The sequence below is a fragment of the Methylomarinum sp. Ch1-1 genome (genome assembly GCF_030717995.2).
In the GTDB taxonomy this organism is placed as follows: domain Bacteria; phylum Pseudomonadota; class Gammaproteobacteria; order Methylococcales; family Methylomonadaceae; genus Methylomarinum; species Methylomarinum roseum.
Genome location: NZ_CP157743.1, coordinates 4338645 through 4362996 on the forward strand (window position 1 = coordinate 4338645; position 24352 = coordinate 4362996).

At 52.5% G+C, this 24352-nt stretch carries 24 protein-coding genes and 2 pseudogenes; 8 read left to right on the forward strand and 18 right to left on the reverse strand.

Features of this window, described 5'->3' with window-relative positions:
• The first annotated feature begins 42 nt into the window (after positions 1-42).
• Together Q9L42_RS19625 and Q9L42_RS19630 are read left to right on the forward strand one after the other, a co-directional pair.
• Entirely contained in the window at positions 43-1344 is a 1302-nt protein-coding gene (locus tag Q9L42_RS19625) for a chloride channel protein (RefSeq protein ID WP_305906700.1), read from the forward strand.
• On the forward strand, positions 1334-1888 hold the full coding sequence (locus tag Q9L42_RS19630; RefSeq protein ID WP_305906699.1) for a peroxiredoxin family protein: 555 nt from the start codon (positions 1334-1336) through the stop codon (positions 1886-1888). Before Q9L42_RS19625 ends, Q9L42_RS19630 begins: the two co-directional genes overlap by 11 nt.
• Before the next feature lie 106 nt (positions 1889-1994).
• Here the strand turns inward: Q9L42_RS19630 and Q9L42_RS19635 are convergent.
• Both Q9L42_RS19635 and Q9L42_RS19640 read right to left on the reverse strand, forming a co-directional pair.
• Positions 1995-3283: pseudogene (locus Q9L42_RS19635) on the reverse strand (transposase).
• A 574-nt stretch (positions 3284-3857) separates the two neighbouring features.
• Positions 3858-4718 (reverse strand): annotated as a pseudogene (locus Q9L42_RS19640) (IS701 family transposase); the annotation flags it as partial.
• Positions 4719-5465: 747 nt separating this feature from the next.
• Between Q9L42_RS19640 and Q9L42_RS19645 the strand changes: the two are divergent.
• From Q9L42_RS19645 to Q9L42_RS19660, 4 genes are all read left to right on the forward strand, one after another.
• A complete protein-coding gene (locus tag Q9L42_RS19645) occupies positions 5466-6863 on the forward strand; it encodes a C13 family peptidase (RefSeq protein WP_349431669.1) in 1398 nt (465 codons plus the stop codon).
• Between the two features lie 74 nt (positions 6864-6937).
• Positions 6938-7363, forward strand: coding sequence for a protoporphyrinogen oxidase HemJ (gene hemJ / locus Q9L42_RS19650; RefSeq protein ID WP_305906696.1), 426 nt, complete (start codon positions 6938-6940; stop codon positions 7361-7363).
• Between the two features lie 2 nt (positions 7364-7365).
• Complete coding sequence (sseA, locus tag Q9L42_RS19655; protein WP_305906695.1) at positions 7366-8211, forward strand: 3-mercaptopyruvate sulfurtransferase; 846 nt, start codon at positions 7366-7368, stop codon at positions 8209-8211.
• Between the two features lie 5 nt (positions 8212-8216).
• On the forward strand, positions 8217-9062 hold the full coding sequence (locus Q9L42_RS19660) for a hypothetical protein (protein WP_349431671.1): 846 nt from the start codon (positions 8217-8219) through the stop codon (positions 9060-9062).
• A 241-nt stretch (positions 9063-9303) separates the two neighbouring features.
• Here the strand turns inward: Q9L42_RS19660 and Q9L42_RS19665 are convergent, their stop codons facing one another.
• The 3 genes from Q9L42_RS19665 to Q9L42_RS19675 form a co-directional block, all read right to left on the reverse strand.
• Positions 9304-9792 carry a protein disulfide oxidoreductase gene (locus Q9L42_RS19665; RefSeq protein ID WP_305906693.1) on the reverse strand — a complete coding sequence of 163 codons (489 nt, stop codon included), beginning with the start codon at positions 9790-9792 and terminating at the stop codon, positions 9304-9306.
• Positions 9789-10541 (reverse strand): M48 family metallopeptidase, encoded by a 753-nt coding sequence (locus Q9L42_RS19670; RefSeq protein ID WP_349431673.1) that lies wholly within the window; start codon positions 10539-10541, stop codon positions 9789-9791. Before Q9L42_RS19670 ends, Q9L42_RS19665 begins: the two co-directional genes overlap by 4 nt.
• Positions 10542-10635: 94 nt before the next feature.
• On the reverse strand, positions 10636-11022 hold the full coding sequence (locus Q9L42_RS19675) for a group II truncated hemoglobin (protein WP_305906690.1): 387 nt from the start codon (positions 11020-11022) through the stop codon (positions 10636-10638).
• Between the two features lie 375 nt (positions 11023-11397).
• On the opposite strand from Q9L42_RS19675, the gene Q9L42_RS19680 reads away from it, so the two are divergent.
• Together Q9L42_RS19680 and Q9L42_RS19685 are read left to right on the forward strand one after the other, a co-directional pair.
• Positions 11398-12066 carry a Bax inhibitor-1/YccA family protein gene (locus Q9L42_RS19680; RefSeq protein WP_305906689.1) on the forward strand — a complete coding sequence of 223 codons (669 nt, stop codon included), beginning with the start codon at positions 11398-11400 and terminating at the stop codon, positions 12064-12066.
• Positions 12059-12646, forward strand: a complete 588-nt coding sequence (locus Q9L42_RS19685) for a hypothetical protein (RefSeq protein ID WP_349431676.1) — start codon at positions 12059-12061, stop codon at positions 12644-12646. Before Q9L42_RS19680 ends, Q9L42_RS19685 begins: the two co-directional genes overlap by 8 nt.
• A gap of 323 nt (positions 12647-12969) precedes the next feature.
• Here Q9L42_RS19685 and Q9L42_RS19690 read toward each other — a convergent pair whose 3' ends face one another.
• From Q9L42_RS19690 to Q9L42_RS19750, 13 genes are all read right to left on the reverse strand, one after another.
• Positions 12970-13365: a DUF2802 domain-containing protein gene (locus Q9L42_RS19690; protein WP_305906687.1), complete on the reverse strand. Its 396-nt coding sequence runs from the start codon at positions 13363-13365 to the stop codon at positions 12970-12972.
• Positions 13365-13532, reverse strand: a complete 168-nt coding sequence (locus Q9L42_RS19695) for a hypothetical protein (RefSeq protein ID WP_305906686.1) — start codon at positions 13530-13532, stop codon at positions 13365-13367. Before Q9L42_RS19695 ends, Q9L42_RS19690 begins: the two co-directional genes overlap by 1 nt.
• A 495-nt stretch (positions 13533-14027) precedes the next feature.
• Entirely contained in the window at positions 14028-14501 is a 474-nt protein-coding gene (locus tag Q9L42_RS19700; protein WP_305906685.1) for a chemotaxis protein CheW, read from the reverse strand.
• A gap of 104 nt (positions 14502-14605) precedes the next feature.
• The gene (locus Q9L42_RS19705; protein ID WP_349431678.1) at positions 14606-15325 is read right to left on the reverse strand and encodes a chemotaxis protein CheW; all 720 of its coding nucleotides are present in this window, start codon (positions 15323-15325) and stop codon (positions 14606-14608) included.
• On the reverse strand, positions 15325-16128 hold the full coding sequence (locus tag Q9L42_RS19710; RefSeq protein WP_349431680.1) for a ParA family protein: 804 nt from the start codon (positions 16126-16128) through the stop codon (positions 15325-15327). The genes Q9L42_RS19705 and Q9L42_RS19710 overlap by 1 nt, the downstream gene beginning before the upstream one ends.
• A 12-nt stretch (positions 16129-16140) precedes the next feature.
• A complete protein-coding gene (gene motD / locus Q9L42_RS19715) occupies positions 16141-17004 on the reverse strand; it encodes a flagellar motor protein MotD (RefSeq protein ID WP_349431682.1) in 864 nt (287 codons plus the stop codon).
• 12 nt (positions 17005-17016) lie between these two features.
• A complete protein-coding gene (locus Q9L42_RS19720) occupies positions 17017-17760 on the reverse strand; it encodes a flagellar motor protein (protein WP_349431684.1) in 744 nt (247 codons plus the stop codon).
• Entirely contained in the window at positions 17760-18809 is a 1050-nt protein-coding gene (locus Q9L42_RS19725; protein ID WP_349431685.1) for a protein-glutamate methylesterase/protein-glutamine glutaminase, read from the reverse strand. Before Q9L42_RS19725 ends, Q9L42_RS19720 begins: the two co-directional genes overlap by 1 nt.
• 302 nt (positions 18810-19111) lie before the next feature.
• On the reverse strand, positions 19112-21319 hold the full coding sequence (locus tag Q9L42_RS19730; RefSeq protein WP_349431686.1) for a chemotaxis protein CheA: 2208 nt from the start codon (positions 21317-21319) through the stop codon (positions 19112-19114).
• A gap of 9 nt (positions 21320-21328) precedes the next feature.
• Positions 21329-22051 carry a protein phosphatase CheZ gene (locus tag Q9L42_RS19735; protein ID WP_305906674.1) on the reverse strand — a complete coding sequence of 241 codons (723 nt, stop codon included), beginning with the start codon at positions 22049-22051 and terminating at the stop codon, positions 21329-21331.
• 20 nt (positions 22052-22071) lie between these two features.
• Positions 22072-22446 carry a chemotaxis response regulator CheY gene (locus Q9L42_RS19740; protein WP_432648863.1) on the reverse strand — a complete coding sequence of 125 codons (375 nt, stop codon included), beginning with the start codon at positions 22444-22446 and terminating at the stop codon, positions 22072-22074.
• A gap of 294 nt (positions 22447-22740) precedes the next feature.
• On the reverse strand, positions 22741-23493 hold the full coding sequence (locus Q9L42_RS19745) for an RNA polymerase sigma factor FliA (RefSeq protein WP_305906672.1): 753 nt from the start codon (positions 23491-23493) through the stop codon (positions 22741-22743).
• The gene (locus Q9L42_RS19750) at positions 23490-24323 is read right to left on the reverse strand and encodes a MinD/ParA family protein (protein ID WP_349431687.1); all 834 of its coding nucleotides are present in this window, start codon (positions 24321-24323) and stop codon (positions 23490-23492) included. Before Q9L42_RS19750 ends, Q9L42_RS19745 begins: the two co-directional genes overlap by 4 nt.
• Between the last annotated feature and the right edge of the window lie 29 nt (positions 24324-24352).

A 24352-nucleotide genomic window follows, 5' to 3' on the forward strand; every position in this document is an offset into this window, starting at 1 on the left:
AAAAATGCATCCCTGATCCCTAACCAATCCTTTAATTCCCTAATGTCCGAACAATCCGCCTCATTTTTATCGATCATCGCCTGGAAACAACGTCTGGTTTTCTGGTTTGGCGCCATCTTCGTCGGACTGCTGATCGTCGCGATGACGCTGCTCAGCGAATGGGCCGCCGAAACCTACCGCAGCCTGTCGCAACAGTTTTTCTGGTTTAATTTTGTCGTCGCTCCGCTGGGATTGAGTCTCACCGTCTGGCTGACTTACCGTTTTTTCCCCGGCTCTGAACGCAGCGGCATCCCGCAAGTCAAATCCGCACTGGAAATCACCGGCGACCTATCCCAGCGCGCCGGTTTGCTGTCGTTGCGTATCGCCGTCGGTAAAATGCTGCTGCCGATCATGGGTCTGCTGTCGGGGGCTTCGGTCGGCTTCGGCGGACCGGCCACTCATGTCGGCGCGTCGTTTATGGCCTCCTTGGGCAAGGCCGTCAAATTCCCGCCGCATTATATGGAGAAAGGCCTGATTCTGGCCGGCAGCGCCGCCGGTTTTGCCGCGATGTTCAGCGCCCCTCTGGCCGGCATCATCTTCGCCATCGAAGAAATGGGCCGCGCCCTGGAAGAAAAAGTCAGCAGCCTGGTGTTGACCGCAATCGTGTTTTCCGGGGTCACCGCCTATGCCTTGCTTAACAGCTATATCTTTTTCGCCGACAACTTCTTCGTCATGCCGTGGGACCGCAGCTGGCTCGCCGTGCCCTTATGCGGCATCGTCGGCGGCTTCATGGGCGGCCTGTTCAGCAAAATCATCATCAGCGGCGACAAGCTACTGAAACGAACCGGCTTATCGTTCGTCACGATCGCCTTCGTCTGCGGCGGCCTGATCGCGATCTTGGGTTTTTATTCGCATGGTGACTCTTTCGGCACCGGCTACCAACAAGCCAAATCGATCTTGGTCAATCGGAATGACATGGATCCTTACTTCCCGCTCTATAAAATGCTGGCGACCTGCGCCACCTATTTCAGCGGCATTCCCGGCGGCATCTTCGTGCCATCGATCGCGACCGGCGCCGGCATCGGCGCCAATCTGGCCGACTGGATTCCCCTAGCTCCCGCATCGGTGATGATACTGTTGACCATCACCGCCTATTTTTCCGGCATGCTGCAGTCGCCATTGACTTCGTTTGTGATCGTGATGGAAATGACCTATAGCAACGAGATCCTGATCCCGTTAATGGCGTCCGCCTTTTTCGCCACCGGCACCTCGAAACTGATTAATCCACTGCCTTTGTACCGCGCCTTGAGCGACAACTACAAACGCGACGAGAACAAAAAAGTAGAACCGAAAGATGAAGATTAAACATGGCCTGACCTTATTATTCATTGCCGCTCTGTCTATCGCCGCCGTCTGGCTTTGGCGGACCGAGACGATAAGACCGGCTCCCGCCGCCGCCTTTAAAACCATCGACAATGAAGACATCAGCCTGGGTGCGTTAAAAGGCAAACCGGTCATCGTGACATTCTGGGCCACAGACTGTCCGGGCTGTATCGAGGAAATTCCGCACCTGATCGAGCTCTATCGCCAATATCATCGACGCGGCCTGGAAATCATCGCGGTATCGATGTATTACGACCCACCCAGTCATGTCGTCAACATGCGCACCGCCAAGCAATTGCCTTATGACGTCGTCCTGGATTTACGGGCCGAACACAGCCAGGCCTTCGGCAACGTGATGCTGACGCCGACGACCTTCCTGATATCGCCGGAAGGCAATATCGTGATGCAGAAAATCGGCGTGTTCGATTTACAAGACATGAAGGCGAGAATCGAAGCCTTGTTGAACCTCGCTAAGCCCGCGCCGACAACAAGCACAGCGGCAAACGGCGGCCATCCCGAGACCTAGCGCTGCGAGCGCGACGACAGACATTTCTTCGTGGCCGTTGGATGCGGCAACGGACACGAAGCGGATTTCCGTAACACTTGACTGCAGCAATTCCCAATTTAAAACCTTACGTTTTCCTGGGTATTAGATTTTCACCATATAGCATGAACCGCATCAGATGCTGCCAATTATCAAAAGGCATGAACTGAAGCAAGGTTCGGAATTGTTCGAAGAAAGTGCGCCTGGAGGGCGCCGCATGGCGGACGGCCCGGTAAGCCTCGTCCAACCATTCAAGCGCGGTATGAGCGAGGAAAGCCAATAAGTTAAGGGTCGCCAAGAAGTTGGACAAATGCTGCTTGCCGTGGGCAAAGTTATGCTCGAAATGATAGCCGTGATTCTTGAGAACATTGTTGTTTTCGTTCTCTATTTTCCAGCGCGCGCGGCCTGCAGCGACCATGTCGATCACATTGTGTTCGTCGAGGGTGTGTGATGTCGCCCAGGCATTACGGTAGACCACTTCTTGTTTGGCATTGAGGATCGTCACTTCGCACCAATTGACCATTAACGCATCGTCGCTGTTGCGGAGCGGGACTTGATTGAGGTAACGGTAGCGTTCGGTCAGGCGTTGTTTGCCGTTCCAACGGCTTTTTTCGAGCGTTTGGACCTCGCCGGTCCGGGTAAAATCGTCGAGCCATTCGTACAATAACGCATGGGAATCAGGCTTGCAGACGAACAGAAAATCCAGGTGCTGCGCACGCACGGCCTCACAAAACGGCTGGTGACAATACAAATCATCGCCCAGCACGGTGATGCCTCGAGGAGCGTAATGAGCACCCACGTGGTGAGCCAGCGCTTGGCCGCCGCCAATTCGCAGTCTTGTTTGTCGACGCCGTCTTGGACGCGAACAAATTCCGGCGGCAAAGGCACCACGCGGCTTTGCCCGGGGGCGACAATCACCGGTGTCACGACGGTGTGACGGTATAAGGTTTGGCCGTTTTTCAGCGTTTGTTGAGTACAGCACGGACAGGAAATCTTTTCCGAGCTGAAGGAATCGGTGCCGTCCATCGCCACCAACAAGGTGCCGCCAACACTCATGAACGGCTTCAGACAACCCTGCGTGTAAAGCTGGTCACCCACCTCGGCCAACACCGGATAGAGTGTTTCCGGTGCAATCGGATCCAGCAGGTTGCCGATTTGGCTGGTCGAAGGAATTTGATGGACACCAAAAATTGATTACGCATTATTTCGATTGTGAAGCTTTTGCATTCGCTGCTGATAGTCCAGAAAAGACGGGCTTTGCGTAAAGAAGACCGAGAAGGCGCTCAGGGCGGCATCTTCCACCGCATATTTCCGATTGTTGCCGGGTTTGCGGTGGTCAGGCAGGTTTTCGAAGGTAGTGCGAATCTGGTTAATTATTTCCAAGTCCATTTGAATTGACCTATGGGATTATGGGGGGTGATTTACAGGTTTAAAATTGCCACTATTTTACCAGGGTTTTAAATTGGGAATTGCTGCACTTGACTGGCCGTATTCCCTGCGAACTCCTATACTAGGAACCAATCACAGGTGACTTTGACTTAACCTCAGTTCGGGATAAAAGAATCGTATATTACAAAGGGTTAAGACAGTATCAGGTCGCTCGGGAAGGAGTGTGCTAGGAAAACAGCCTGCCATGAATTAACAAACACATACTGTAACCATTCAGCTTGATACCGAGAAAATATTTCTTTTACTATCAATTGCTTGCGTAAACGGCGTCTTCTGGAGCAAGTAACTGATAGTAAAAGCATTTTCATACTGAATAGTTACCACATACGTAATTATTCAGCGTATTTTTATCAGAGGGAGTAGGCTATTGATTTATCGGGCTGTCTGCAACAGGACGTTGCAGTCAGAGCTTACATGGAAGTATTCACGCGTCCCGAGAAATCAATGGTCTACTCCCTAAACCCTGAAAGATACTGAATAGCTGAAGTTTCCTAAAAACGCCTCAAGCCACCATGCGTAACAACACCGCGACCAGCGAATTTTTCATGGGATTGGTGGGTTTATGGCAAAGCCTATCAAAATCTTCACTCAGTGAGGCTTCGGCGATGAGGCGCCGGACATCGGAAAAGGCGAAACTCGTCCGCCCCTTGACCTTGTGCCGACGTTGCGGATCCGCTTTGATGCGATCGGCGTACATCCAGGTGACCGTGGTGGCCATCATACAGAAATGCAGGTGGTTTATCACGGCCTGGGCATTCCGGCTCTGGCATTTTTGACTGCCAATGTCTTGCTTGAGTTCTTTAAAGCCGGACTCGATCTTCCAGCGAGCGCCATAATATTCGATGACCTGGGTGACCGACAAGTCGAGATCGGTCGTAAACAAGGCGACCCACTGGGTTTTACGAAACACCCACACGACCTTGATGGGGCATTTTAAGGTCTTCAGCATGACGGTTTTCTCAACCGCCAGTACTTCGCGTACTTTGCCATACAGGTTAACCTGATAGGCAGCAGTTTGCTGCCGGAGCGCGTGCGCTCGGTCGGTCACGGTCCCCAGACGCTGGCCGTATTTACGGGGGCGTCCGCGTGTCTTGGCATCGGCGGACCGGGCGTCGGGGAGCGCATAGAGCACCTGGTTGCTGCGCAATCGGGATAACAGGTGAAAACGTTCGCCTACCGTTTGGCGCACCGGCTTCCATAACCCCTGATTCCCAAACCAGCTGTCGGTGACCGCCAGCATTGGTGTCGAAGCAAAGTGACCGGCGACGGCGATTAGCAATTCCGCCGCTTGCGTGAGTTTGCTTTGAAACGGCGCGACTTGGCCTTTGATTTTGGCGGTTTCCTTTTGTTCGGCGATCATGTGACGGGGTAAGTAAAACGAAAGCCCAAAACAAACAGGCCCAACGACCTTTGACCTGCTTCAGTAAGCCGATCGACACCACATTTTGCGCCCAGGGGTAACGGCTTTGATTCGCTTTGGCGGCATGATCGAAAATCGACGCGCAGCCGAAAATGTGTTGACCCACTTTGAGGTTGATAAAATCGTCCAAGCCAATCAATAAGCGGCCATCGGTCGTGGGGGACGGAATCAATCCCCACAGCGTCGTCCAAAGCCTTTCCCAGGGCAGTGTCGACGAAGCCATGAAGGTATAGAACCGCTTTTGCTTAATCTCGATCCCGAACAAAGTCTCCAAGGCCCGCCATAAATTAGACGACATCGATGAGGTAAACGGAACAATCACGGCGAGCAGCGTGTAGACAAACAAAGAAGCTCGCTCCCGTCCCAGATCAGTCTCGGAAAAATGGGCTTGGAGAGGGCGGAGAAGATCGCGTAAAATGAACATGAATGAGGCCCTTTTGTTTGTGTAATCAATGATTTAGAAACCAATATTATACTACAAAAGGCGACCTCATTCACCCATAAGCTATTGTTTTTAATGAGATTCGGCATAGCCTAACAATCAATATTAGAGCCAGCTAATGTTTAAGCTGAATATTAGCATTATCTGATATTCCTTGCCCTCAAAAAATTGGGAAACTTCAGACTGAATAGTTGCCACATACTTTATTCAAAATCTGTCATCACCATGCTGCGAGGATCACCGAATCGATGAACAAGGCACTGGCGGAACTTAAATCGAATCTGCATTCCGGGCTGAAATTAATGCTCTGGAGAAGCTGCCGATTGCAGGATTTCCATATCAACATCGATCAGGCCGTTTTATTGCTGATTCTGGCGCTGCTCGTGAATATCCTCGGTGATTACCTGACGAACTTGCCGGCCCCATATTTCAGCGTCTTCGGTTTCGCCGGCTTCGGATTCAGCCTGACCTGCCTGCTGTTCGCTTGCTATCTGATCGGCAAGATCATCGATCGGCGCGACGCACTGTTGAGCTTGCTGGTGCTGCTATACAGCTCGATGCCTCTGCTCTATCTGACATCTACGACGCTATGGCTGCTGCAACGCTATAGCGAAGTCAACTTTAGCGTCTATGCGGTAACGCTGTTGTATTATGCGTTGCTGGCCGCGCTATTAAGCCGCCCAGTCCAATTGGTAGCCCGGCCGCTGAAACGTTACGCCTGGCTGGGAATCGTGCTTTTTGCGCTGCTGTGGATCGCTCCCGCCTATTATTTCGACCGTTACGATTTTTGGTATCAGGAAGAAAGAGACAATGAAGAAGACCCCTACGCCGAATATCGCGCCTTAAACGCCGAACAAATCCTGTTTAATCAAGCGAGAATTTTGTCTAACCACCTAGGCGCCTTGCAGCCGGGCCGGAAAGGTCGCATCGATGTATTTTCTGTCAACTTCGCCGGCTATGCCTATCAAGACGTCTTCAAGAAAGAGGTGGAATACACCCAGGACCTGTTGGACCGGCGTTTTGGCGCCCGGGGTCATTCTATACGCCTGATCAATCACCTGAAAACCTATCAAAGCGTTCCGCTGGCCAGCGCCACCAATCTGGCGGCCAGCTTAAACCATATCGGCAGGCTCATGAACCGCGATGAAGACGTCCTGATCCTCTATCTAAGCAGTCACGGCTCCGAAGACCATCAATTGGCGGTCGACTTTTGGCCCTTGCCGCTGAACGATATTAATCCTGAGATGCTGAAAACGATGCTGGACGACGCGGGGATACGCTGGCGGATCATCGTCATCTCCGCCTGTTATTCCGGCGGCTTCATCGCGCCGTTACAGACGGATCATACGCTGATCGCCACCGCCGCTGCCTCCGAACGAACCTCATTCGGCTGCAGTCATGAAAACGATTTCACCTATTTCGGCGAAGCGCTAGTCAAGGATCAACTGAGATATCAGTTTTCGTTCGTCAAGGCCTTTCAGCTGGCGGCCGAGAACATAGCAAAACGGGAAATGGCCGAACAGCTGACGCCCTCCCAGCCCCAATTATTCATCGGTGCACAGATGCAGAAAAAAATTACCGAATTAACCTCCTCCATCACCGCCGACTTTTGCCGGGACTCGAACGACGGCGTCGAACCCTGCTGAGCTCAGCCGTGATAGAATGCTCCTTTGCGGACATTTTCAGATGACCGCGTTCCGTCAACAGATTAGGAAAAAACATGCTCTGGTTAAAAGCAATGCATTTGATTTTCATGGTGACCTGGTTCGCCGGTCTGTTCTATCTGCCGCGATTGTTCGTCTATCACGCCATGAGCGAGGACCAGATAAGCCATGAGCGCTTCAAGGTCATGGAGCGCAAGCTTTATTACGGCATTATGACCCCGGGTATGATCCTGACCCTGCTATTCGGCATCTGGATGTTGGTCGATTATGCCTGGGCGTTATACGGCAGTTCCGGATGGCTGCACGCAAAGCTGACCTTGTTGCTGTTGTTGGTGATTTACCATATTTTTTGTGGAAAATGGCTGTCGGATTTCAAACATGACCGTAACCGACGTTCCCATGTTTATTTCCGTTGGGTCAATGAGATACCGGTGCTGTTCCTGATCGGCATCGTCATTTTGGCGACAGTGAAACCGTTTTAACGATGTCTGAATCGGCCTTGGTCAGCTGCGAATGGCTGCGGACAAACCTGCATGCCGAATCGCGAGTCATCCTGGACGCGACCTTCTTTCTGCCCAGACAGCGGCGCGATGCGCTAGCCGAATATCGACTGGCCCATATTCCCGGCGCATCGTTTTTCGATATCGATAAGATCGCCGACCTGGACAATCCCTTGCCGCATAGCCTGCCGAGCGCCGAACGGTTCGCCGAGGCCGTTGGACAGCTGGGAATCGGCAATGACAGCGACGTCATCATTTACGACAACAATCGTTTTTTCGCCGCCGCCCGGGCCTGGTGGATGTTCCGTCTATTCGGACACGCGCGGGTCAAGGTCGTCGACGGCGGCTTGGTCCGCTGGAAGCAATTATCTTTTCCGCTGGACAGCGCCATGCCGGCGCCGAAAAACAAACACTTTAGCGCGCATTATCGCCCCGAGCTGGTCTGCGATCTGCCCCGGATGAAGCGCATCCAGCAAACGGCCGGACGGCAAATCATCGATGCCCGCTCGCCGGACAGTTTTCTGGGACGCCGGTCATTGTCCGACCCTAAGCTTCAGCCCGGTCATCTACCCGGCAGTCTCAATATCCCCTATGCCAAGCTAACGGATGACGATCAGCAAACCTTACTGCCGAACCGGCAATTGCAGGCGTTGTTTGCCGATGCCGGCGTCGAGCTAGCCAAACCGGTCGTCACCAGTTGCGGCTCGGGCGTTTCCGCGGCGGTGCTGGCATTGGCTTTATATCAAATTGGCGTCGCCGAAGTCCCGGTTTATGACGGCTCCTGGGCGGAATGGGGACGGCAAAGCGACACCCCGAAACAAAAGGCCTAAAGGTCATGGCGACGTTATTGCCGCTCCTTATCACAAATTTATTGCTGGGATTCGGTTTATTAAGCCCCGCCCATGGCGCCGAAAACCCTTTCTTGAGCGCCGGCGCCCCGGTCGCAGATGGCAAACTGGGCGCATTCAAGCAAAACGCCGGCGGGGACTGTTTCTTTCTCGCCAGCCTGTTGGCCATTGCCCAGGATTCTAAGGGCCAAGCACTGATAGAATCGGCGTTCCGCGGCAATCCACAGCAACGACGCTGGCGTATCGTTTTTCCCAATCTCCCCGAACGAGCCGCCGAGGTGAGCGAACAAGAACAACGCTCATACCGCCTGCTCGGCTCGGATAGTCATCGTTATTCCGCGCCGGTTTGGGGCGATCCCGATGTCGCGAGCCTGGAAATCGCCGCCGATAAGATCTGGAAAAAAACGATCAAGGCGGAAGGTCTTTGGGACGATGTGCCGATGAATGCCTTGTTCATGTTTTCAGGCGCTGAACAGATGCTGATCTGGAAGCGCGGCAAGGCGGCTGTCGAAAACATCGACGATATCGATAAATACCGCCGCCTGCCGGCGGGCCTGGTGAAAGAAATTCAGCCTAGCAGCCCGGCGAATGCCGAGATGATCCTGAAAAACATTATCGCTGGCGACAGGGACGGCATCAGCATGGTGCTGATCGATTATATCCGTTATCACGCCTCGGCCATTGTCGACTTGGATTTCGACTCCCGAACCTACCGCATCATTGATCCGCATAGCAGCGTTCCGGCGACATACGATTTAAACGGGCTATTAGACAGCCTGATCAACGGTCAGTACGCGGTGAATTATGTTGAGATCAGGCCTACAGTCCCATAGCTTATTTTCCTGGATTACGCTGCGCACCATCCCAGCAATTCCCAGTTTGAGTATTTATGCGGGGTTTAGGGCATGGGGTGTGTCTGTCGAGGAGCGCCGTAAACCCATCCCTGGGGGCTTGACGGCAGCATCCTTGCTGTCGACATCCTCGCCAAACACACCCCATGTCCTTTTTGAACGCCAAACTGATGGAAATTGCTGGCACCATCCCGACTACCGGCTCATGTTGAAGGCGGGCGTATTATCGGGAAATCAACCCCGTCAGCCATAAGCGCAAACGCATGCCCCATTCGCTGCTGTAACCGACCGAGGTCAGCATGATGTCGCCATCACCGTCGACAAAAAACAGCGCCGGCACGCCCTTGACGCCGTAGCGATCGGCGATCGCCCCTTGGTTATCGTTGACCACCGGCCATGTCAGCCTGCGTTCCCGTAAATAGGCTGTGACCTTGGCGTCATTGCCGGACCTGACCGCCACCGTCACTGCTGGAGCGTCCCGCAATAGCGAATCCACCGAAGCCTGCATCATCTTGCAGATGCCGCACCATTCCGCCCAGAAATAAATCATTCTAGGGCCTGCGTCCGTTTGCGGCATGGCCGTTCGGCCGGCCAGGGTCTTCTCTGCGATCGGCGGCATCCTGCCGCTTACCAGCCCACGATTGACGAAAAACTGGCCGCCGAAGATGACTCCGATCACGAACAGATAAAACAAGGTTTTCTTCAGTTTCATAACCCCAACATCAAACTGTGGCCATGCTGTTTCAGCCAATTCCTGTGCCGCCGATAATCCGGTAGATGATCCTCGACCAGTTGCCAGAAATCCTGCGAATGATTGCGATGGCGGATATGACAAAGCTCATGCACCACGACGTATTCCATCACCGCCGGCGGCGCGATGATCAGCAGCCAATTCATGTTGATATCGTCATGAATTCCGCAGCTGCCCCAACGGCTTTTCTGCGTTTTAATGCGTATAGAACGGGGATAAAGCCGGTGCCTTTGGCCGTGTTTTTCCACGTAAAGGGTCACCTCCTTTCTGGCCTGCTCCTTCATCCATTTGATCAACGCCGCGCGAATCAACTCGCTGGTTTCGCCGTCCAACTGACTGGGAAGCTGGACGCTAAAGCCCAGCTCTCGTTCAAAATCGATGCGGGTCCGGCGTACCGACGCTGGTTTGACCGACAACAGAAAATGTTGCCCCTTAAACGGCACTTTAACACCATGCCCATAGTGAGCCGGCGCCATCGATTTGATCGTTTCCCCGCGACACTGCATTTTTTTAACGGCCTCGCGCACCCAGTCTTGCTGCGCACAGACAAAGCCATGAATTTGCTGTTCCGTTACCTTGGGCGGCGCGACGACCTCGATCTTATCGCCGGTGACGACGATACGCGTTTTTTTCGCTCGTCGACTGCGGCGGATCTGATAATCAAAGGCCAAAGGCCGGCCTCGTTTTTTGGTAAATAGATGTTTCAGCATGACAGATAGGGTCCATAAGATGTGCTGACGTAGGAAGCGCACAGTCGTCGCCCAATAATGTATTTTTCGCCGTTCAGCACACGTTTTCTCAGCGTCATTGATTGATCATATGACTGGCGAGCTGCGCCAAGGACGAACGGATGCTTTCGCGCAGTGCTGCGTCCATGTTTACTTCGTCCAACGCCTTGTTCATGCACAGCATCCATTGATCGCGTTCCGCCTGACCGATGGCAAAGGGAAAGTGACGCTTCCGCAACATCGGATGGCCGTATTCCTCAATGAACAAATTTGGCCCGCCCAACCATCCGGACAAAAACTTGAATAATTTATCCTTCGCCGGCTGCAGACTCTTGCCATGCAGGGCCCGGACCTCCTGGGCCTCGCCCAAGGTATCCATGTAAAAATAAAAGCGGTCGACCAGGCTCAACACGGCCTGTTCGCCTCCGATCAATTCATAAGGTGTCTTTGTTTGTGTTGCCATTATTAGATATTTGTTTTTCCTTAATTGCTTATTTTACAGCCGCCAGCGATCCGTTTCGGATTTTTTGCCCATCGTTGCCGGAACAGCCCTTGTCTTGGAGGCGCAAACGTCTTGCTATAGGCGATACAGCTCAACTGATTCCCCTGTATCGCCTCTCCGCTTAAGGAGTCACTATTCAGTATCTTTCAGGGTTTAGGCAGTCGGTCATTGATTTCTCGGGACGCGTGAATAATTATTCTAAGGAAACATTGAATAAATCTGCATTTTGTTAAAATATCCGCAGTCAGCTTTTAAATTACTGACAAAAGAACAGAAACTCTTGTAAGATTGTCTGGTCATAATCGTTACTGTGTTTAATTGAGGAACCAAAGAACTATGAGACTGACTACCGCAAGCTCACACTCACAAGAAAGCATTTTAGCAACCAATAAAATGCTGAGAAACACTTATATGCTGTTGTCCATGACCCTGCTGTTCAGTGCGGCCATGGCAGGCATGGCCATGTACTTGAATATGCCGCATCCCGGCATGATCATAACCTTGGTCGGTTACTTCGGCCTGCTGTTTTTAACGAATAAATTCAGCAACAGCTCTCTGGGTCTGTTGTTCGTATTCGCGTTGACTGGCTTCATGGGATTGACGCTGGGCCCGATACTGAACATGTATCTGAATGCGTTCAGCAACGGCCATGAGTTGGTCATGACGGCATTGGGCGGCACCGGGGTCATTTTTCTGGGCTTGTCTGGCTATGCTCTGACCACCCGCAAGGACTTCAGCTTTATTGCCGGTTTCCTGATGGTCGGCATACTGGTCGCCTTTATCGCCGGCCTGGCCGCGATGTTGTTTTCCATTCCGGCTTTATCACTGGCGGTCTCGGCGATGTTTGTGCTGTTGATGTCGGGAATGATCCTGTTCCAAACCAGTGCGATCATCCACGGTGGAGAAACCAATTACATAATGGCGACCGTTTCGCTGTATGTATCGATCTACAACCTGTTCCTGAGTCTGCTGCAATTGCTGGCGGCTTTTGGCGGCGATGAATAAGTTCATCCCGAAAAGCGCACAAAGTCCGGTCTTGGCCGGACTTTTTTTTATCGCCCTGCTGACCGGCTGCCAGGTCGCTAAGACTCCGGATCAAGTCACGCTGAAGTTCTGGCAGGCGATGGCCGACAACGACCTCGACAGCGCCAGACTCTATGTCAGCAAGGATAGCGAGGATTTGCTGCAAGCGCCTGAAAGGAACTTGCAAGAGGCCGATTTTGCGGTCGGGCAAATCGTCATTAACGACACTCAGGCCCGCGTCGAAACCGTGGCCAGCTTTCCCGACAACACCCAGTCGTCTTTTTCCACCTTCCTGATCAAAGAAGGCGATGATTGGCGAATCGATTATCGGCGCACCCGCTACAGCTTATCCGGCAACCTGTTCAACGGCCTGTTCGACAGCCTGAAGAATATCGGCGAAAACTTGAACAAACAATTGGAACAGCAAATGCCGCAGATCGAAAAGGAAATGGAATCGTTCGGGCAGGAACTGCAAAAGCAGCTGGACAACTTGGGCAAGGAGCTGGAAAAATCATTTCCGCCACCGAAGCAAAAGCCGGACCCTTATCAGGACAGTATCTGACCCGCCCGCCAGCGTACCGAAACGTTGTTCTCACAGTGTAATTATTCAGCGTAGTTTTACTAAGAGGGAGTAGGTTATTGATTTATCGGGCTGTCTGCAACAGGACGTTGCAGTCAGAGCTTACGCCGCACAGGGAAGTGCAAGTGCCGCGTGAAGCAGGATGCTGTTAGCTGCCATGGATGTATTCACCCAGCACCTAAATACCCTAGGTTATTGGCTATGATTAATAATCTTCGTTAATTTAGGTGCTGGGTGAACGCGTCCCGAGAAATCAATGACCTACTGCCTAAAACCCGAAAGATACTGAATAGTTACCTCACAGTTTAGCGGGCGTGCAGCCTGATCAGTAGATCGGCCTCGTCTCGGCTTAAACCGCATTCCCTGACCAGCTCTTCGGCGCTGGCGCCCTGATGTATTTTGTCGATGGCGACTTGATAGGGCGGCAATTCAGCTTGCTGATCCCGAGTCGCGTTTCCATCATCATAAGCCGCGATCTTCGCCGCCATCGCCTTCAATTGCTCATCGGCCCCCTGCACGCGGCTATCGACCGCGACCGCCGCCGAACAAATGCCGGCAATGTCCTCGCTGTTACGACTGACCTTGTGCTCCAGTTCGAGCAAACGCCGTCTCAGTTTTCTGTGCTCATATAACAACCAAAGCACAGCGGCAAGCACAGCCATCAATAAGGCTACCAAACTAGCCAGCAGAATTTCGTTCATTAAACCCTTTCATCGATGTGCTGTAGCGGCTCATCGCCGCCTTGTTCGCCGCTGTCATCATCTCGCCGTGGTTGTTGCTGTTCATCCTGGCGTCGTTTGTCATCACGTTCGATACGATGCGGCCTGATCGGCGGATGGGTAGGAGTTATCGGAGTTATTTCAGCCATAATGCCCTCACTTTACCATACTGTCTGTCACGACAACGACGCATAACCGGCTTGCAGCAATGCCCAGAGCGTTTTAACGGTATTTAACCTGATACCGGCTTAACCCTTTGCAAGATATGTTTCTTTGTAACTATTCAGCTTGATACTGAGAAAATATTTCTTTTACTGTAACTACTCACCCCCATTCGTAGGGTGGATAAGCGGAGCGCATCCCCCCGGATCGGCATCTTTGGTGGATGCGCCCTTCAGGCTTATCCACCCTACATGCTGACCGCCATGGATGGTGGAAATGCCGATTTTGCCATAATGCCATGGATGGCATGTAGTAGAGCAATGCAGGAGCAATTGCCGATAACGCCATGGAGGGCGTGTATTAGAGCAATGCAGGAGCAATTGCCGAGGAGCAAAAATCGGCCCTGCCGCGTTCGATAAGTGGGGCGAGCATTTTTATACTGAATAGTTACGTTGTTACGTTTCTTTTATCCCGAACTGAGGTTAAAACATATCTAGCTCCGCTTTTTCGTCGTCGCTGAGAAATTTGTTTAAATCAACCAAGATCAGCAGTTCGTCATCGCGACTGGTCACGCCCTGGATATATTTCGAGCTTTCTTCATTGCCGACATTCGGCGCCGTTTCAATATCCGAGGCCCTGAGTTCGACCACCTCGGCAACGCTGTCGACCAGGATGCCGATAATATGATCTTCGGTTTCGATAATGACGACCCTAGAGGCATCATCGGCTTCCTGACAAGGCAAGCCAAAGCGATTACGGGTATCGATCACGGTGACGACATTACCGCGTAAGTTGATAATACCTAAGACATAGGAAGGCGCACCAGGCACCGGCGCAATTTCGCTGATTCTCAGCACTTCCTGAACCTGCATCACGTTGATGCCGTATTTTTCATCGCCCAGACAAAAGGTCACCCACTGCATGACCGGATCGTTTTGCTTATCTTCTTCACTCATGTTTGCTGTTATCCAATTATTGTTCTTCGCGAGTGGCTCGGCGCATAACCGAACGACTGACACTCTTTCAAATCATGAAATCGCAATCCAGCCGCCATCCGTTATCAGCGCGGCTTCCGATGCGGCACCAATTGCTGTACATCGATCACCGCGGTTAATTCTTCGATCACGGTCCCGATCAGCCACGGTCTTTTTTTCCGCAACGTACGCCATCTGACTTTTTCCGGCTCCAACTTGCTGATCGACAAGACTTCGTCACAAGCCAGGCCCCAGCGTCCGTCTTGGGTAATCAAAATACTCTTGAAAGGGTCTTGTTTCAGGTCACGCTGCCCCCCCCGGCTCTTGCCATAGACCAGCTGTCCGGTATCCAGCACCCCGACGCGCTTATCCTGATCATCCAGCAAGCCTATAAACCAGGAAGGCTGGCCCGGTATTTTAGTCGGTTGCCGGGTGATGGTGATCGTTCTGAGCAGCTCGGTCAAGGGCGCGGCCAAGATTAGCTGATCCACTTTAAAAAACAAGGCCTGAAATTCATGTCGGGACCATTCCGGCATCAGCGATAAGGGCTGCCGCTTTATGACCGCCGGAGCATTGACGATCGCCGACGACTCGACGTCGATGTCTGGCATTTTCGGCGCTTGCTCAAGCGGCGGCGGTGCTAGCGGCTCCGTTGCCTGTTGCCGCGCGGGCTCTAACTGCGCTTCCGCGTTATCCAGCGCTGACGCCGCGTCGTCGCTCGGGATCTCATCGAGCAGTGTCTTTAGATAGCTGTCGAGCGCCAGTTCCTGATGAACAAGCTGATGAGGGGATTTATCATGGGCCATTAAGACATTGCCATTTTTTTGTCATGCTGCTGATTGTCCAGCAATAATAATTCCAATAAATCGGCATAGGCCTCGACCGCTTTCGATTCCTTGACGAACAAGGACAGCGGCGTCGCCGCCTGGCTGGCTTCGCGGACCTTGGTATCGACCGGAATAAATGATTTCCAAACATGATCCGGGTATTTCATGCGCAGTGAACTCAAACTTTCCCGCGCGGCCCGTGTCCTTTTATCAAACATCGTCGGCACGATGGTGTAATGTGGGGGTATTTTACGCGAATTAAACACCATGCCAATAGTATGCAACATACGATCTAATCCCTTCAGGGCCAGATATTCCGACAACACCGGAATGACCAGATGATCGCAGGCCGCCAATGCATTGATCATCAGCACGCCCAGCATCGGCGGGCTGTCGATAATCACATAATCATAGCGATTAGCGACCTTTTTCAAGGCCGAGGAAATCACCAGCCCCATGCCGCCCATTGAAGCCACCTGGCGATCGAGCGTCGCGATAGCGGTCGAGGCCGGCAACACCGAAATGCCGTCGAACTCGGTTTTGACGATATAAGGTTCCGGCCCGCTGTTTTTTTTCTTCAGGCTGGCGTCATGAAACAAGTTATAGACGCTGGCTTGCATTTCATCGGGATTCATTTTGAAATAACTGGTCAAAGAACCATGAGGATCGAGATCCACCAACAGGGTGTTAAAGCCCCAGGACGATAATAGACCGCCCAAGGTCACCACCGTCGTGGTTTTGCCGACGCCGCCTTTCTGATTAGATACGGACCATACTTTCATAATAAACCCGGGTTAAGGCAAGGCGCGTTCGCTGACCGAACCTTCGCTTGCCCGCTCGAAATTCAATGCCTTGGCTCTTTCATCGTCACTCATGCCATAGCGAGCAAAGGCTTGAGACATCAACACCACTTCCACTCTACGATTTTTGAAACGCCCCTTGCTGGTATTGTTATCGGCAATCGGATGAAATTCTCCATAGCCGACCGCCGATAAGCGTGACGGCGGAATATCGCTATCGATTAATGCCCTGACCACGCTTGTGGCGCGCGCAGCCGATAAATCCCAGTTGGACGGAAACTCCACCGTATCGATGGGCACATTATCGGTATGCCCCTCTATATGAACCACATTCGGCAGCCGTCTGATCACTACAGCGACTTTTTTCAGCACTGGAATGGCCTTGCGCGACAATTCCGCTTCGCCGCTGGAAAACAGCAATTCGCTGTTCATTTCCAGTTCGATCCAGAAATCATGCCTTTTCACCGCCACTAATTCGTCTTCGATATAGGGCGCCAGCACATCCTCCAGGTTTTCCGAAACCTGTTTCAGCTGCCTTCTTTCCTGCAAGATCTCTTCACTCAACTGCTGGCGCTTGATGTCTTCCTCGGTCGTTGGATGGTCGAGGACTATCGGCTGCATGACGGTGGGAGGATTGCCCATCTGAATCGGGTTGTCGCTGCCCTGCTGCCTTTGTTGACGATGAAAAACCTGATCCAGCGCCGAGCTAAGGCTTTGATATTTTTTGTTATTGACCGAAGAAATCGAATACATCACGACAAAAAAAGCGAACAGCAAGGTAATGAAATCGGCATAGGAAACCAACCAACGGTCATGATTTTGCGGTTCTTCAACAACCCTTTTTCTGCGTCTAGCCATCGTTAGCTCCCGTTAATCCAGCAAATATCCGGACAGCTTCAGCTCGATATTCCTGGGATTTTCGCCTTCGGCAATGGCGCTGATGCCTTCCATCATCATTTCCTGGGCCTGGGAAATCATCAACACTTGAGCCTTTAACTTATTAGCGATCGGCAAGAACAATAAATTGGCCAGCCCCACGCCATAAATCGTCGCGACAAATGCAGTGGCGATGCCCGCCCCCAACAGCTCCGGATTGGCAAGGTTCTGCATCACATGAATCAGTCCGATAACCGCACCGATAATGCCGATCGTCGGCGAATAGCCGCCCATCGCGTGATAAACATTAGCGGCCTGCAGATCCATCTGCTCGCGAGTCGTGATTTCAACTTCCAGACAATCGCGTATCGCTTCCGGTTCGTTACCGTCGACCAACAATTGCAGGCCCTTGCGGGCAAAGGCGTCTTGTTCCACCTCGATGACCCCTTCCAGGCCCAACAAGCCTTCTTTCCTGGCCAACGCGCTCCAATCGACTATTTTAATAATTTGCCGGCGCAAAGGAATTTTTTGCGGACTGACCACCCAGCGCGATATTTTGACGCTTTGCCAGACGACTCTGGGAGGAAAATGCAGCAAGGTTGCCCCCAAAGTGCCGCCGAGCACGATGATCAGTGCATGCACATTCAATAAAAAGTCAAAGTCGCCGCCGCCCAACGAATTACCGGCAATGATCGCGGAAAAACCAATCAAAACGCCAATAATGCTCAGAATATCCATCAGCTTAATTTGTCAAATTGCTGGGCGATTTCGTCAAGGCTATAGATATGATTCGCCAATTGGGCATCGGCTATCGCCTTGGGCATGCCATAAATGGTGCTGCTGGCCTCGTCCTGGGCCCAAATCTCGGCGCCGCGTTGTTTTAGCAAGCTAGCGCCTTGCTGGCCATCAGAACCCATGCCGGTTAGAACCACCGCCAACACCTGACCGGATGCCTGGCGGGCGACCGAGGAGAAGGTGATGTCGGCGCAGGGACTATAAATTTCTCCCAGAGCCTTAGGCCGCAGACTGACTATCTGTTTGCCATATTGGTTTTTCAGCTCCATCTGCATGCCCCCCGGTCCCAGCAACGCCAGCCCCGGCTGCAATATGTCGCCTTGTTCGGCCTGTTTTACTCGAATATTGCATAGATCATTCAGGCGCTCGGCAAAACTCTTGGTGAAGTTCTGCGGCATATGCTGAATCAGTAAAATGGGAATGGAACAGCTCTTCGGTATCCGAGCCAAAACTTTTTGTATCGCCACCGGCCCCCCGGTCGAGGCCGCGATCAACAACAAATCACGCCGGGGCTTGCGGCCGCCGGCCATGCGCTGAACCGGCGCAGCCGCCTGCTTCACCTGAGCCTGACTGACCTGTCTCCTGATTTTTGACGCCTGCTGGGCGACCACCCGGACACGCCTTCTCAACAGCCTCTTGGCCATTTCCCGATTGCCGTCGATATCGTCCAGCTGTTTCGGCAGAAAATCAATGGCGCCGGCATTCAGCGCATCCAGCGTGGCCTTGGCGCCGACTTGAGTCGAGGCGGAAAACATCAGGATCGGCGCAGGACAATCGCTCATGATTTTCTTGACTGCGGTGATGCCGTCCATCAACGGCATTTCCACATCCATCGTGATCACATCCGGCTTCAGTTGGGCGGCCAATTTGACGGCCTCCCGGCCATTTCCGGCGACCCCGACAACCGTGTATTCCTGATCTTCCTCCAGGATTTGCTGTATTCTTTTGCAGATAAACCTGGAATCATCAACAATCAGCACCCTAATAGTCATAATCTAACCGCCATCGCTAAGGAACGAGTATGAAATAACTTTTCCAAATGTCGGAAGAGGAATCGGTGGCTCGATTGACAGGTGTCGGCGGCATGGCAGATTTTTTCCTCCTGCAAAATCTGCATTTCCACCATCCCTGGCGGGCAGATAGCCGCCGTCAAGCCTACGCCGCACAAGGACGTATAAGTGCTGCGGTAAGCAGGAGCTGTTAGCTGCCACGGATGTATTCACGGCGTCCTGTCAAGCGAGTTACCGAACCTCCACAAAGCCTACTGTTTCGGGAAGTTATTTTGTGCATATTCCTAACCGGCATAGCGATTCATTAGTCCCGGCACATCGAGGATCAATGCAATCTTGCCATCACCGGTAATGGTCGCTCCCGCCAGGCCTTCCAAGCCTTGCAACTGTGCCCCCAAGGGCTTGATCACGACTTCCTCCTGTCCGATCAATTGGTCCACGACGAAGCCAACCTGCCGACCGCCTGCATTGACGACCACCACATGACTCATCGTCTGTTTGTTAACCTCGTAGCCGGGCTCATGAACCAGCCATTCCCCCAAATAAAACAACGGCAGCGCTCTTTCCCTGACGATTACCACCGGCTGCCCGTCGACGACATTGGTTTTGCGCAAGTCCAAATCCAGTATCTCCACGACACTGGCCAGCGGCAAGGCAAAAGCCTGATCGCCCAGTTTGGTCATCAGCGTCGGCATGATAGCCAACGTCAACGGCACCTTGATGACGATGGTGCTGCCGACGCCTTCCTCGGAGTCAATTTCCACGACGCCATTCATTTGAGAAATACGCGTTTTAACCACATCCATGCCGACCCCGCGTCCCGAAACATCGGAGATTTCGGTTTTGGTGGAAAAACCCGGTAGAAAAATCAAGTTATAGCATTCCTTGTCATCGAGTCTGGCGGCAGTCTCCGCATCCATCAAGCCTTTTTCGATGACTTTTGCCCTCAATGCATCGGCATTCATGCCCTTGCCGTCATCCTGAATCGACAACAGGATATGATCCCCTTCTTGGGATGCGGTCAGAATCACCAAACCTTCCCTGGATTTGCCGGCCGCTTGCCGCTGTTCGGGCAATTCTATGCCGTGATCGACAGCGTTGCGCACCAGATGCACCAACGGGTCGGCCAGGGCTTCGACCAGATTCTTATCGAGATCGGTTTCCTCCCCGACCAGCTCCAGACGGATTTCCTTATTCAGACTTCTGGCCAAGTCCCTGACCACGCGGGGAAAACGGCCGAACACCTTCTTAATCGGCTGCATCCGGGTCTTCATCACGGCCAGCTGCAAATCGGCCGTCACCACATCGAGATTAGAAACGGCCTTGGAGAATTGCTCCCCGGTCTCTTCATTCGCTTTCAGCGTTTGAAAACGGTTGCGCACCAGAACCAGTTCCCCCACCATGTTCATGATTTCATCCAATACATGGGTGTCGACTCGAACGGTAGATTCCCCTTGCGCAGGCGAGGCTTTGTGATTTTTTTTCGCGTCCTTAGCGGTAGAGGCGTTGACCGGTTTTGCCGCCGCTGTGACCGGTTCGACTTTTTTCGGCGTTGGCTCGGAGGACGCTTGCGGCTTTGTGATTTTTGTTTCGTTAACCGCAATTTCCGGTTCGGCGACTGATGGAACGTTGGTTTTGAGGTTTTCGCCGCTGAATTTACCCTTGCCATGCAGTTCATCCAACAGCTGCTCGAACTCTTCCTCGGTAATATCGCCGGAATCGCCGGTCTTCGCAGTCACAGCCTCGTTTTCCGTTTGTTGTTGCGCCGATACGACGTTTTCTCCGGAGAACCGGCCCTTGCCGTGCAGTTCGTCTAACAGCTGCTCGAACTCTTCTTCGCTGATTTCGTCCGCGGCCGGCTGCTCGGCGGGGGCGCTGTTCGATTGAGGCGTTGGCGAACCGCCCTTGCCATGCAAGCTGTCTAAAAGCTGTTCAAATTCTTCTTCGCTAATCTCATCATCGGAAGCCTGGGCGCCGCCCTCTTCGCCGCTGTCCAGCATCGCCTCAAATTCCTGCTCGACGATATCGGTCACCGCTGCCGGCTCGACAATAGGGGCCGGCTCCACGCTGACTACATCGCCGCCCGGAAAGGGCTCTGCTTCCTCGGCCGCGGTATAGCTCCGCAGACGTTGCAACAGCGCCTGATTGGCCGGCTCAGGTTGGTTGCCGGCGCGCACTTGGTCAAACATTTCATTGACGACGTCGACAACCTGCAGGATGACATCCATTAAGTCGGCGGAAACTTGACGATCGCCCTGCCTGAGCACATTGAAGACGTCCTCAGCGCTGTGGCAGACATCGACCAGCGCATTGATCGCCAGAAAACCTGCGCCCCCCTTGACGGTATGGAACCCTCTGAAAATGGCGTTCAATAAGTCCAGGTCATCCGGTGATTGCTCTAGCTCGACCAGCTGTTCACCCAACGACTCGAGTATCTCTCCGGCCTCCACCAGGAAGTCTTGTAAAATTTCGTCATCCAGATCAATCGACATGATGTTCCCTTAGAATCCTAAACTGGACAACAAATCGTCCACATCGTCCTGATTGTTTGCCACATCGCCGACCTTGTCATCGACGCCTGGCACGACCGGGCCAGGCAGCTGTGACTCTTCCACCGCCTCTTCCTGTTTCACCCGGCCGCCGGAAATGCGGATCAGCTCCACCATACTGGCTTCAAGTTCTTGCACCAGGTCGATGACCCTGCGGATAATCTGGCCGGTGATGTCCTGAAAACCCTGCGCCATTAAAATATCATTGAGCCCGGATTGAACGTCATGCAAGGATTTCTCCGAAGTCCTAAAATGCAAGGCGATCTCCCGACTCATCGCCTTGAATTCTTGATAGGGCATTTCTCGGTCCAGAAAACGCTCCCATTTTCCGGCCAGCGCCGAGGCCTGCTCGTTCAATCGTTCGGATACCGGCAATAAAGCCTCGACGGCATTCAGGGTCTGATTAGCGGCCTGTTCGGTCATGTTGATGACATAATGCAAACGCTCCTTAGCATCCGGTATATCTTTTTCCGTCATCGCCGCGATTCTTGAATCCACCGCAAAACCAGTCATCGTGTCATGCAATTGACGGGTCAGACGGCCGACTTCCTTGAATAACTGAGTTTCCCGCAGGCCGGCAATTTCATCCAGCAAGCTATCGGCGCTTGCTTCGTCGCCTTGCTCCAAGGCGGTCACTAAATCTCTGGCCAACGCTAGGCGAGTCTCATGAGTCATCAATATTCTCCTTTTCCGCGCTAACCATCGATTCGTTCAAAGATTTTTTCGATTTTTTCCTTCAATGTCGCTGCGGTAAACGGCTTGATCACATAACCGTTAACGCCGGCCTGCGCCGCCAGTATGATCTGTTCCCGCTTCGCTTCGGCCGTGACCATCAGCACCGGCAGATTGGCTAAATTCGGATTGGCGCGAACGGCCTTTAATAAATCGATACCGGTCATGCCCGGCATATTCCAGTCCGTTACCAAGAAATCTATGCCGCCTTTTTCTAAGATAGGCAAAGCCGTTTTACCATCGTCTGCTTCAACGGTGTTGGTAAAACCGAGATCTCTCAATAGATTTTTGACAATACGCCGCATCGTTGAAAAATCGTCAACGATGAGAATTTTCATATTTTTATCCAAGGATAAACTCCAAGCTACTCTCTATAATCATTAATCAATTAATCGACATCAACCGCGATAACTTGAACGGTTTCTAAACAAACGCCGTAAATGCTTAGCTGAACGGCCATTCATGTCGCGGGAACCATATTCACGGTGATTTTCAGAACAGGAGTCGGCGGTTGATTGAGCAGACCGACTGCAACAGGCGGATTTTTGCATTGCTCTCGGACTTATGGCATCGCATTCTGAACAATCCATGACCTGCTGCTGTTTCAGGTAACCTGTGGTTTATATAACCATTTAATAAACATCTTGTTTATTATCATTCCCCTGCACCCAATCTGCAAGCCTGGCGCGCAGCCGCAGCATGGCCTGACTGCAAATCTGGCTGACCCGGGATTCGCTGACCTCAAGCACCTGACCGATTTCTCGCAAATTCAGCTCTTCGTCGTAATACAGCGAGACCACCAAACGCTCTCTCTCCGGTAATTTCTTAATCGCATCGGCCAATGCCTGATGAAAATTTTCCTGGAGCAAATGATCCACCGGCTGCATGTCCGACAATTGCGCCTCTTGCAGAAAGGCATCGCCGGAATCGCCCAATTCTTCGACGCTGAAAGTCTTACAACCGACACTGTCTTGCAAGATCTGTCGGTATTCTTCCGGCGAAATCCCTAAGTGCTCGGCGACGTCACTTTCTCGGGCGTCATGTCCCAGTTTGTTTTCAACGTCATGGATCGCCTCGGCCACCATGCGCGCCTTTTTATGCACGGAGCGCGGCGTCCAATCGGAGCGTCTAACTTCGTCCAACATCGCGCCGCGTATGCGGATGCCCGCATAGGTGTCGAAACTGGCGCCCTGTGAAGCGTCATAGTTTTTCATCGCCTCCAACAAACCCAGCATACCGGCCTGAATCAAATCGTCGACCAGTACCGTATCGGGCAGCCTGCCGAGCAGATGGTAGGCAATGCGCTTGACTAATGGCGCATGTTGCAACACCCTGTCCTGGGTGTCGCCGGTCTGCACCGAAGCATACATAGCCGCTCCATTCATGCAACGTCCTCTTCCGATGCGTATTGAATCATGCGTTCGACAAAAAATTCCAGGTAACCGCCACTGCGGGTTCTGACCGGCCATTGATCGACTCTACGCGCCAGATTTTTGAACGCCAATGCCGCCTTGCTCTGCGGAAAGACATCGACCACCGGACTCTGCTTTTGCACCGATTTACGCAAATAATCATCCATAGGAATCGCACCAACAAACTGCAAATTCACATCCAGATAACGGTCGGTCACCTTCGTCAGCTTCGTGAACAAGTTTTGTCCGTGCTGAAAAGACTGCACCATATTGGTGATCACATGAAAATTATTCAGGCCATAGTCGCGATTCAGCAGTTTAATATAGGCATAAGCATCGGTCAGCGAAGTCGGCTCGTCACAAACGACGACGATGATTTCCTGACAGGCCCTGGCGAAGTTAACGACGCTGGCGGAGATGCCGGCCGCGGTATCGACAATCAACACATCCAACTCTTTATCGATTTCGCTGAATGCGCGAATCACGCCGGCTTGCTCTATCGTCGACAATTCCGACATGTGCTGAATGCCGGACGCCCCCGGAATCACCCGCAGCCCCCCCGGGGCCGTCAACATGATCTCATTCAACGTTTTTTCGCCTTTCAACACATGCGATAGATTAAATTTTGGCGACAATCCCAGCAGGATATCGACATTGGCCAAGCCCATATCGGCATCCAACAAAGCCACGCGCCGCCCCATCTTGGCCAGCGCCACACCCATGTTGACCGATAAGTTGGTTTTACCTACGCCACCTTTACCACTGGTGACGGCAATAACACGCACCGGTTTCATCATACTCATTTTTCTAATTCCAGCTGCCTGATCGAGGG

Coding starts and splice junctions, on each gene's coding strand:
- Q9L42_RS19625 (WP_305906700.1), top strand. CDS start 43: ATGTCCGAACAATCCGCCTCATTTTTATCGATCATCGCCTGGAAACAA.
- Q9L42_RS19630 (WP_305906699.1), top strand. CDS start 1,334: ATGAAGATTAAACATGGCCTGACCTTATTATTCATTGCCGCTCTGTCT.
- Q9L42_RS19645 (WP_349431669.1), top strand. CDS start 5,466: ATGAACAAGGCACTGGCGGAACTTAAATCGAATCTGCATTCCGGGCTG.
- hemJ (WP_305906696.1), top strand. CDS start 6,938: ATGCTCTGGTTAAAAGCAATGCATTTGATTTTCATGGTGACCTGGTTC.
- sseA (WP_305906695.1), top strand. CDS start 7,366: ATGTCTGAATCGGCCTTGGTCAGCTGCGAATGGCTGCGGACAAACCTG.
- Q9L42_RS19660 (WP_349431671.1), top strand. CDS start 8,217: ATGGCGACGTTATTGCCGCTCCTTATCACAAATTTATTGCTGGGATTC.
- Q9L42_RS19665 (WP_305906693.1), bottom strand. CDS start 9,792: ATGAAACTGAAGAAAACCTTGTTTTATCTGTTCGTGATCGGAGTCATC.
- Q9L42_RS19670 (WP_349431673.1), bottom strand. CDS start 10,541: ATGCTGAAACATCTATTTACCAAAAAACGAGGCCGGCCTTTGGCCTTT.
- Q9L42_RS19675 (WP_305906690.1), bottom strand. CDS start 11,022: ATGGCAACACAAACAAAGACACCTTATGAATTGATCGGAGGCGAACAG.
- Q9L42_RS19680 (WP_305906689.1), top strand. CDS start 11,398: ATGAGACTGACTACCGCAAGCTCACACTCACAAGAAAGCATTTTAGCA.
- Q9L42_RS19685 (WP_349431676.1), top strand. CDS start 12,059: ATGAATAAGTTCATCCCGAAAAGCGCACAAAGTCCGGTCTTGGCCGGA.
- Q9L42_RS19690 (WP_305906687.1), bottom strand. CDS start 13,365: ATGAACGAAATTCTGCTGGCTAGTTTGGTAGCCTTATTGATGGCTGTG.
- Q9L42_RS19695 (WP_305906686.1), bottom strand. CDS start 13,532: ATGGCTGAAATAACTCCGATAACTCCTACCCATCCGCCGATCAGGCCG.
- Q9L42_RS19700 (WP_305906685.1), bottom strand. CDS start 14,501: ATGAGTGAAGAAGATAAGCAAAACGATCCGGTCATGCAGTGGGTGACC.
- Q9L42_RS19705 (WP_349431678.1), bottom strand. CDS start 15,325: ATGGCCCATGATAAATCCCCTCATCAGCTTGTTCATCAGGAACTGGCG.
- Q9L42_RS19710 (WP_349431680.1), bottom strand. CDS start 16,128: ATGAAAGTATGGTCCGTATCTAATCAGAAAGGCGGCGTCGGCAAAACC.
- motD (WP_349431682.1), bottom strand. CDS start 17,004: ATGGCTAGACGCAGAAAAAGGGTTGTTGAAGAACCGCAAAATCATGAC.
- Q9L42_RS19720 (WP_349431684.1), bottom strand. CDS start 17,760: ATGGATATTCTGAGCATTATTGGCGTTTTGATTGGTTTTTCCGCGATC.
- Q9L42_RS19725 (WP_349431685.1), bottom strand. CDS start 18,809: ATGACTATTAGGGTGCTGATTGTTGATGATTCCAGGTTTATCTGCAAA.
- Q9L42_RS19730 (WP_349431686.1), bottom strand. CDS start 21,319: ATGTCGATTGATCTGGATGACGAAATTTTACAAGACTTCCTGGTGGAG.
- Q9L42_RS19735 (WP_305906674.1), bottom strand. CDS start 22,051: ATGACTCATGAGACTCGCCTAGCGTTGGCCAGAGATTTAGTGACCGCC.
- Q9L42_RS19740 (WP_432648863.1), bottom strand. CDS start 22,446: ATGAAAATTCTCATCGTTGACGATTTTTCAACGATGCGGCGTATTGTC.
- Q9L42_RS19745 (WP_305906672.1), bottom strand. CDS start 23,493: ATGAATGGAGCGGCTATGTATGCTTCGGTGCAGACCGGCGACACCCAG.
- Q9L42_RS19750 (WP_349431687.1), bottom strand. CDS start 24,323: ATGAGTATGATGAAACCGGTGCGTGTTATTGCCGTCACCAGTGGTAAA.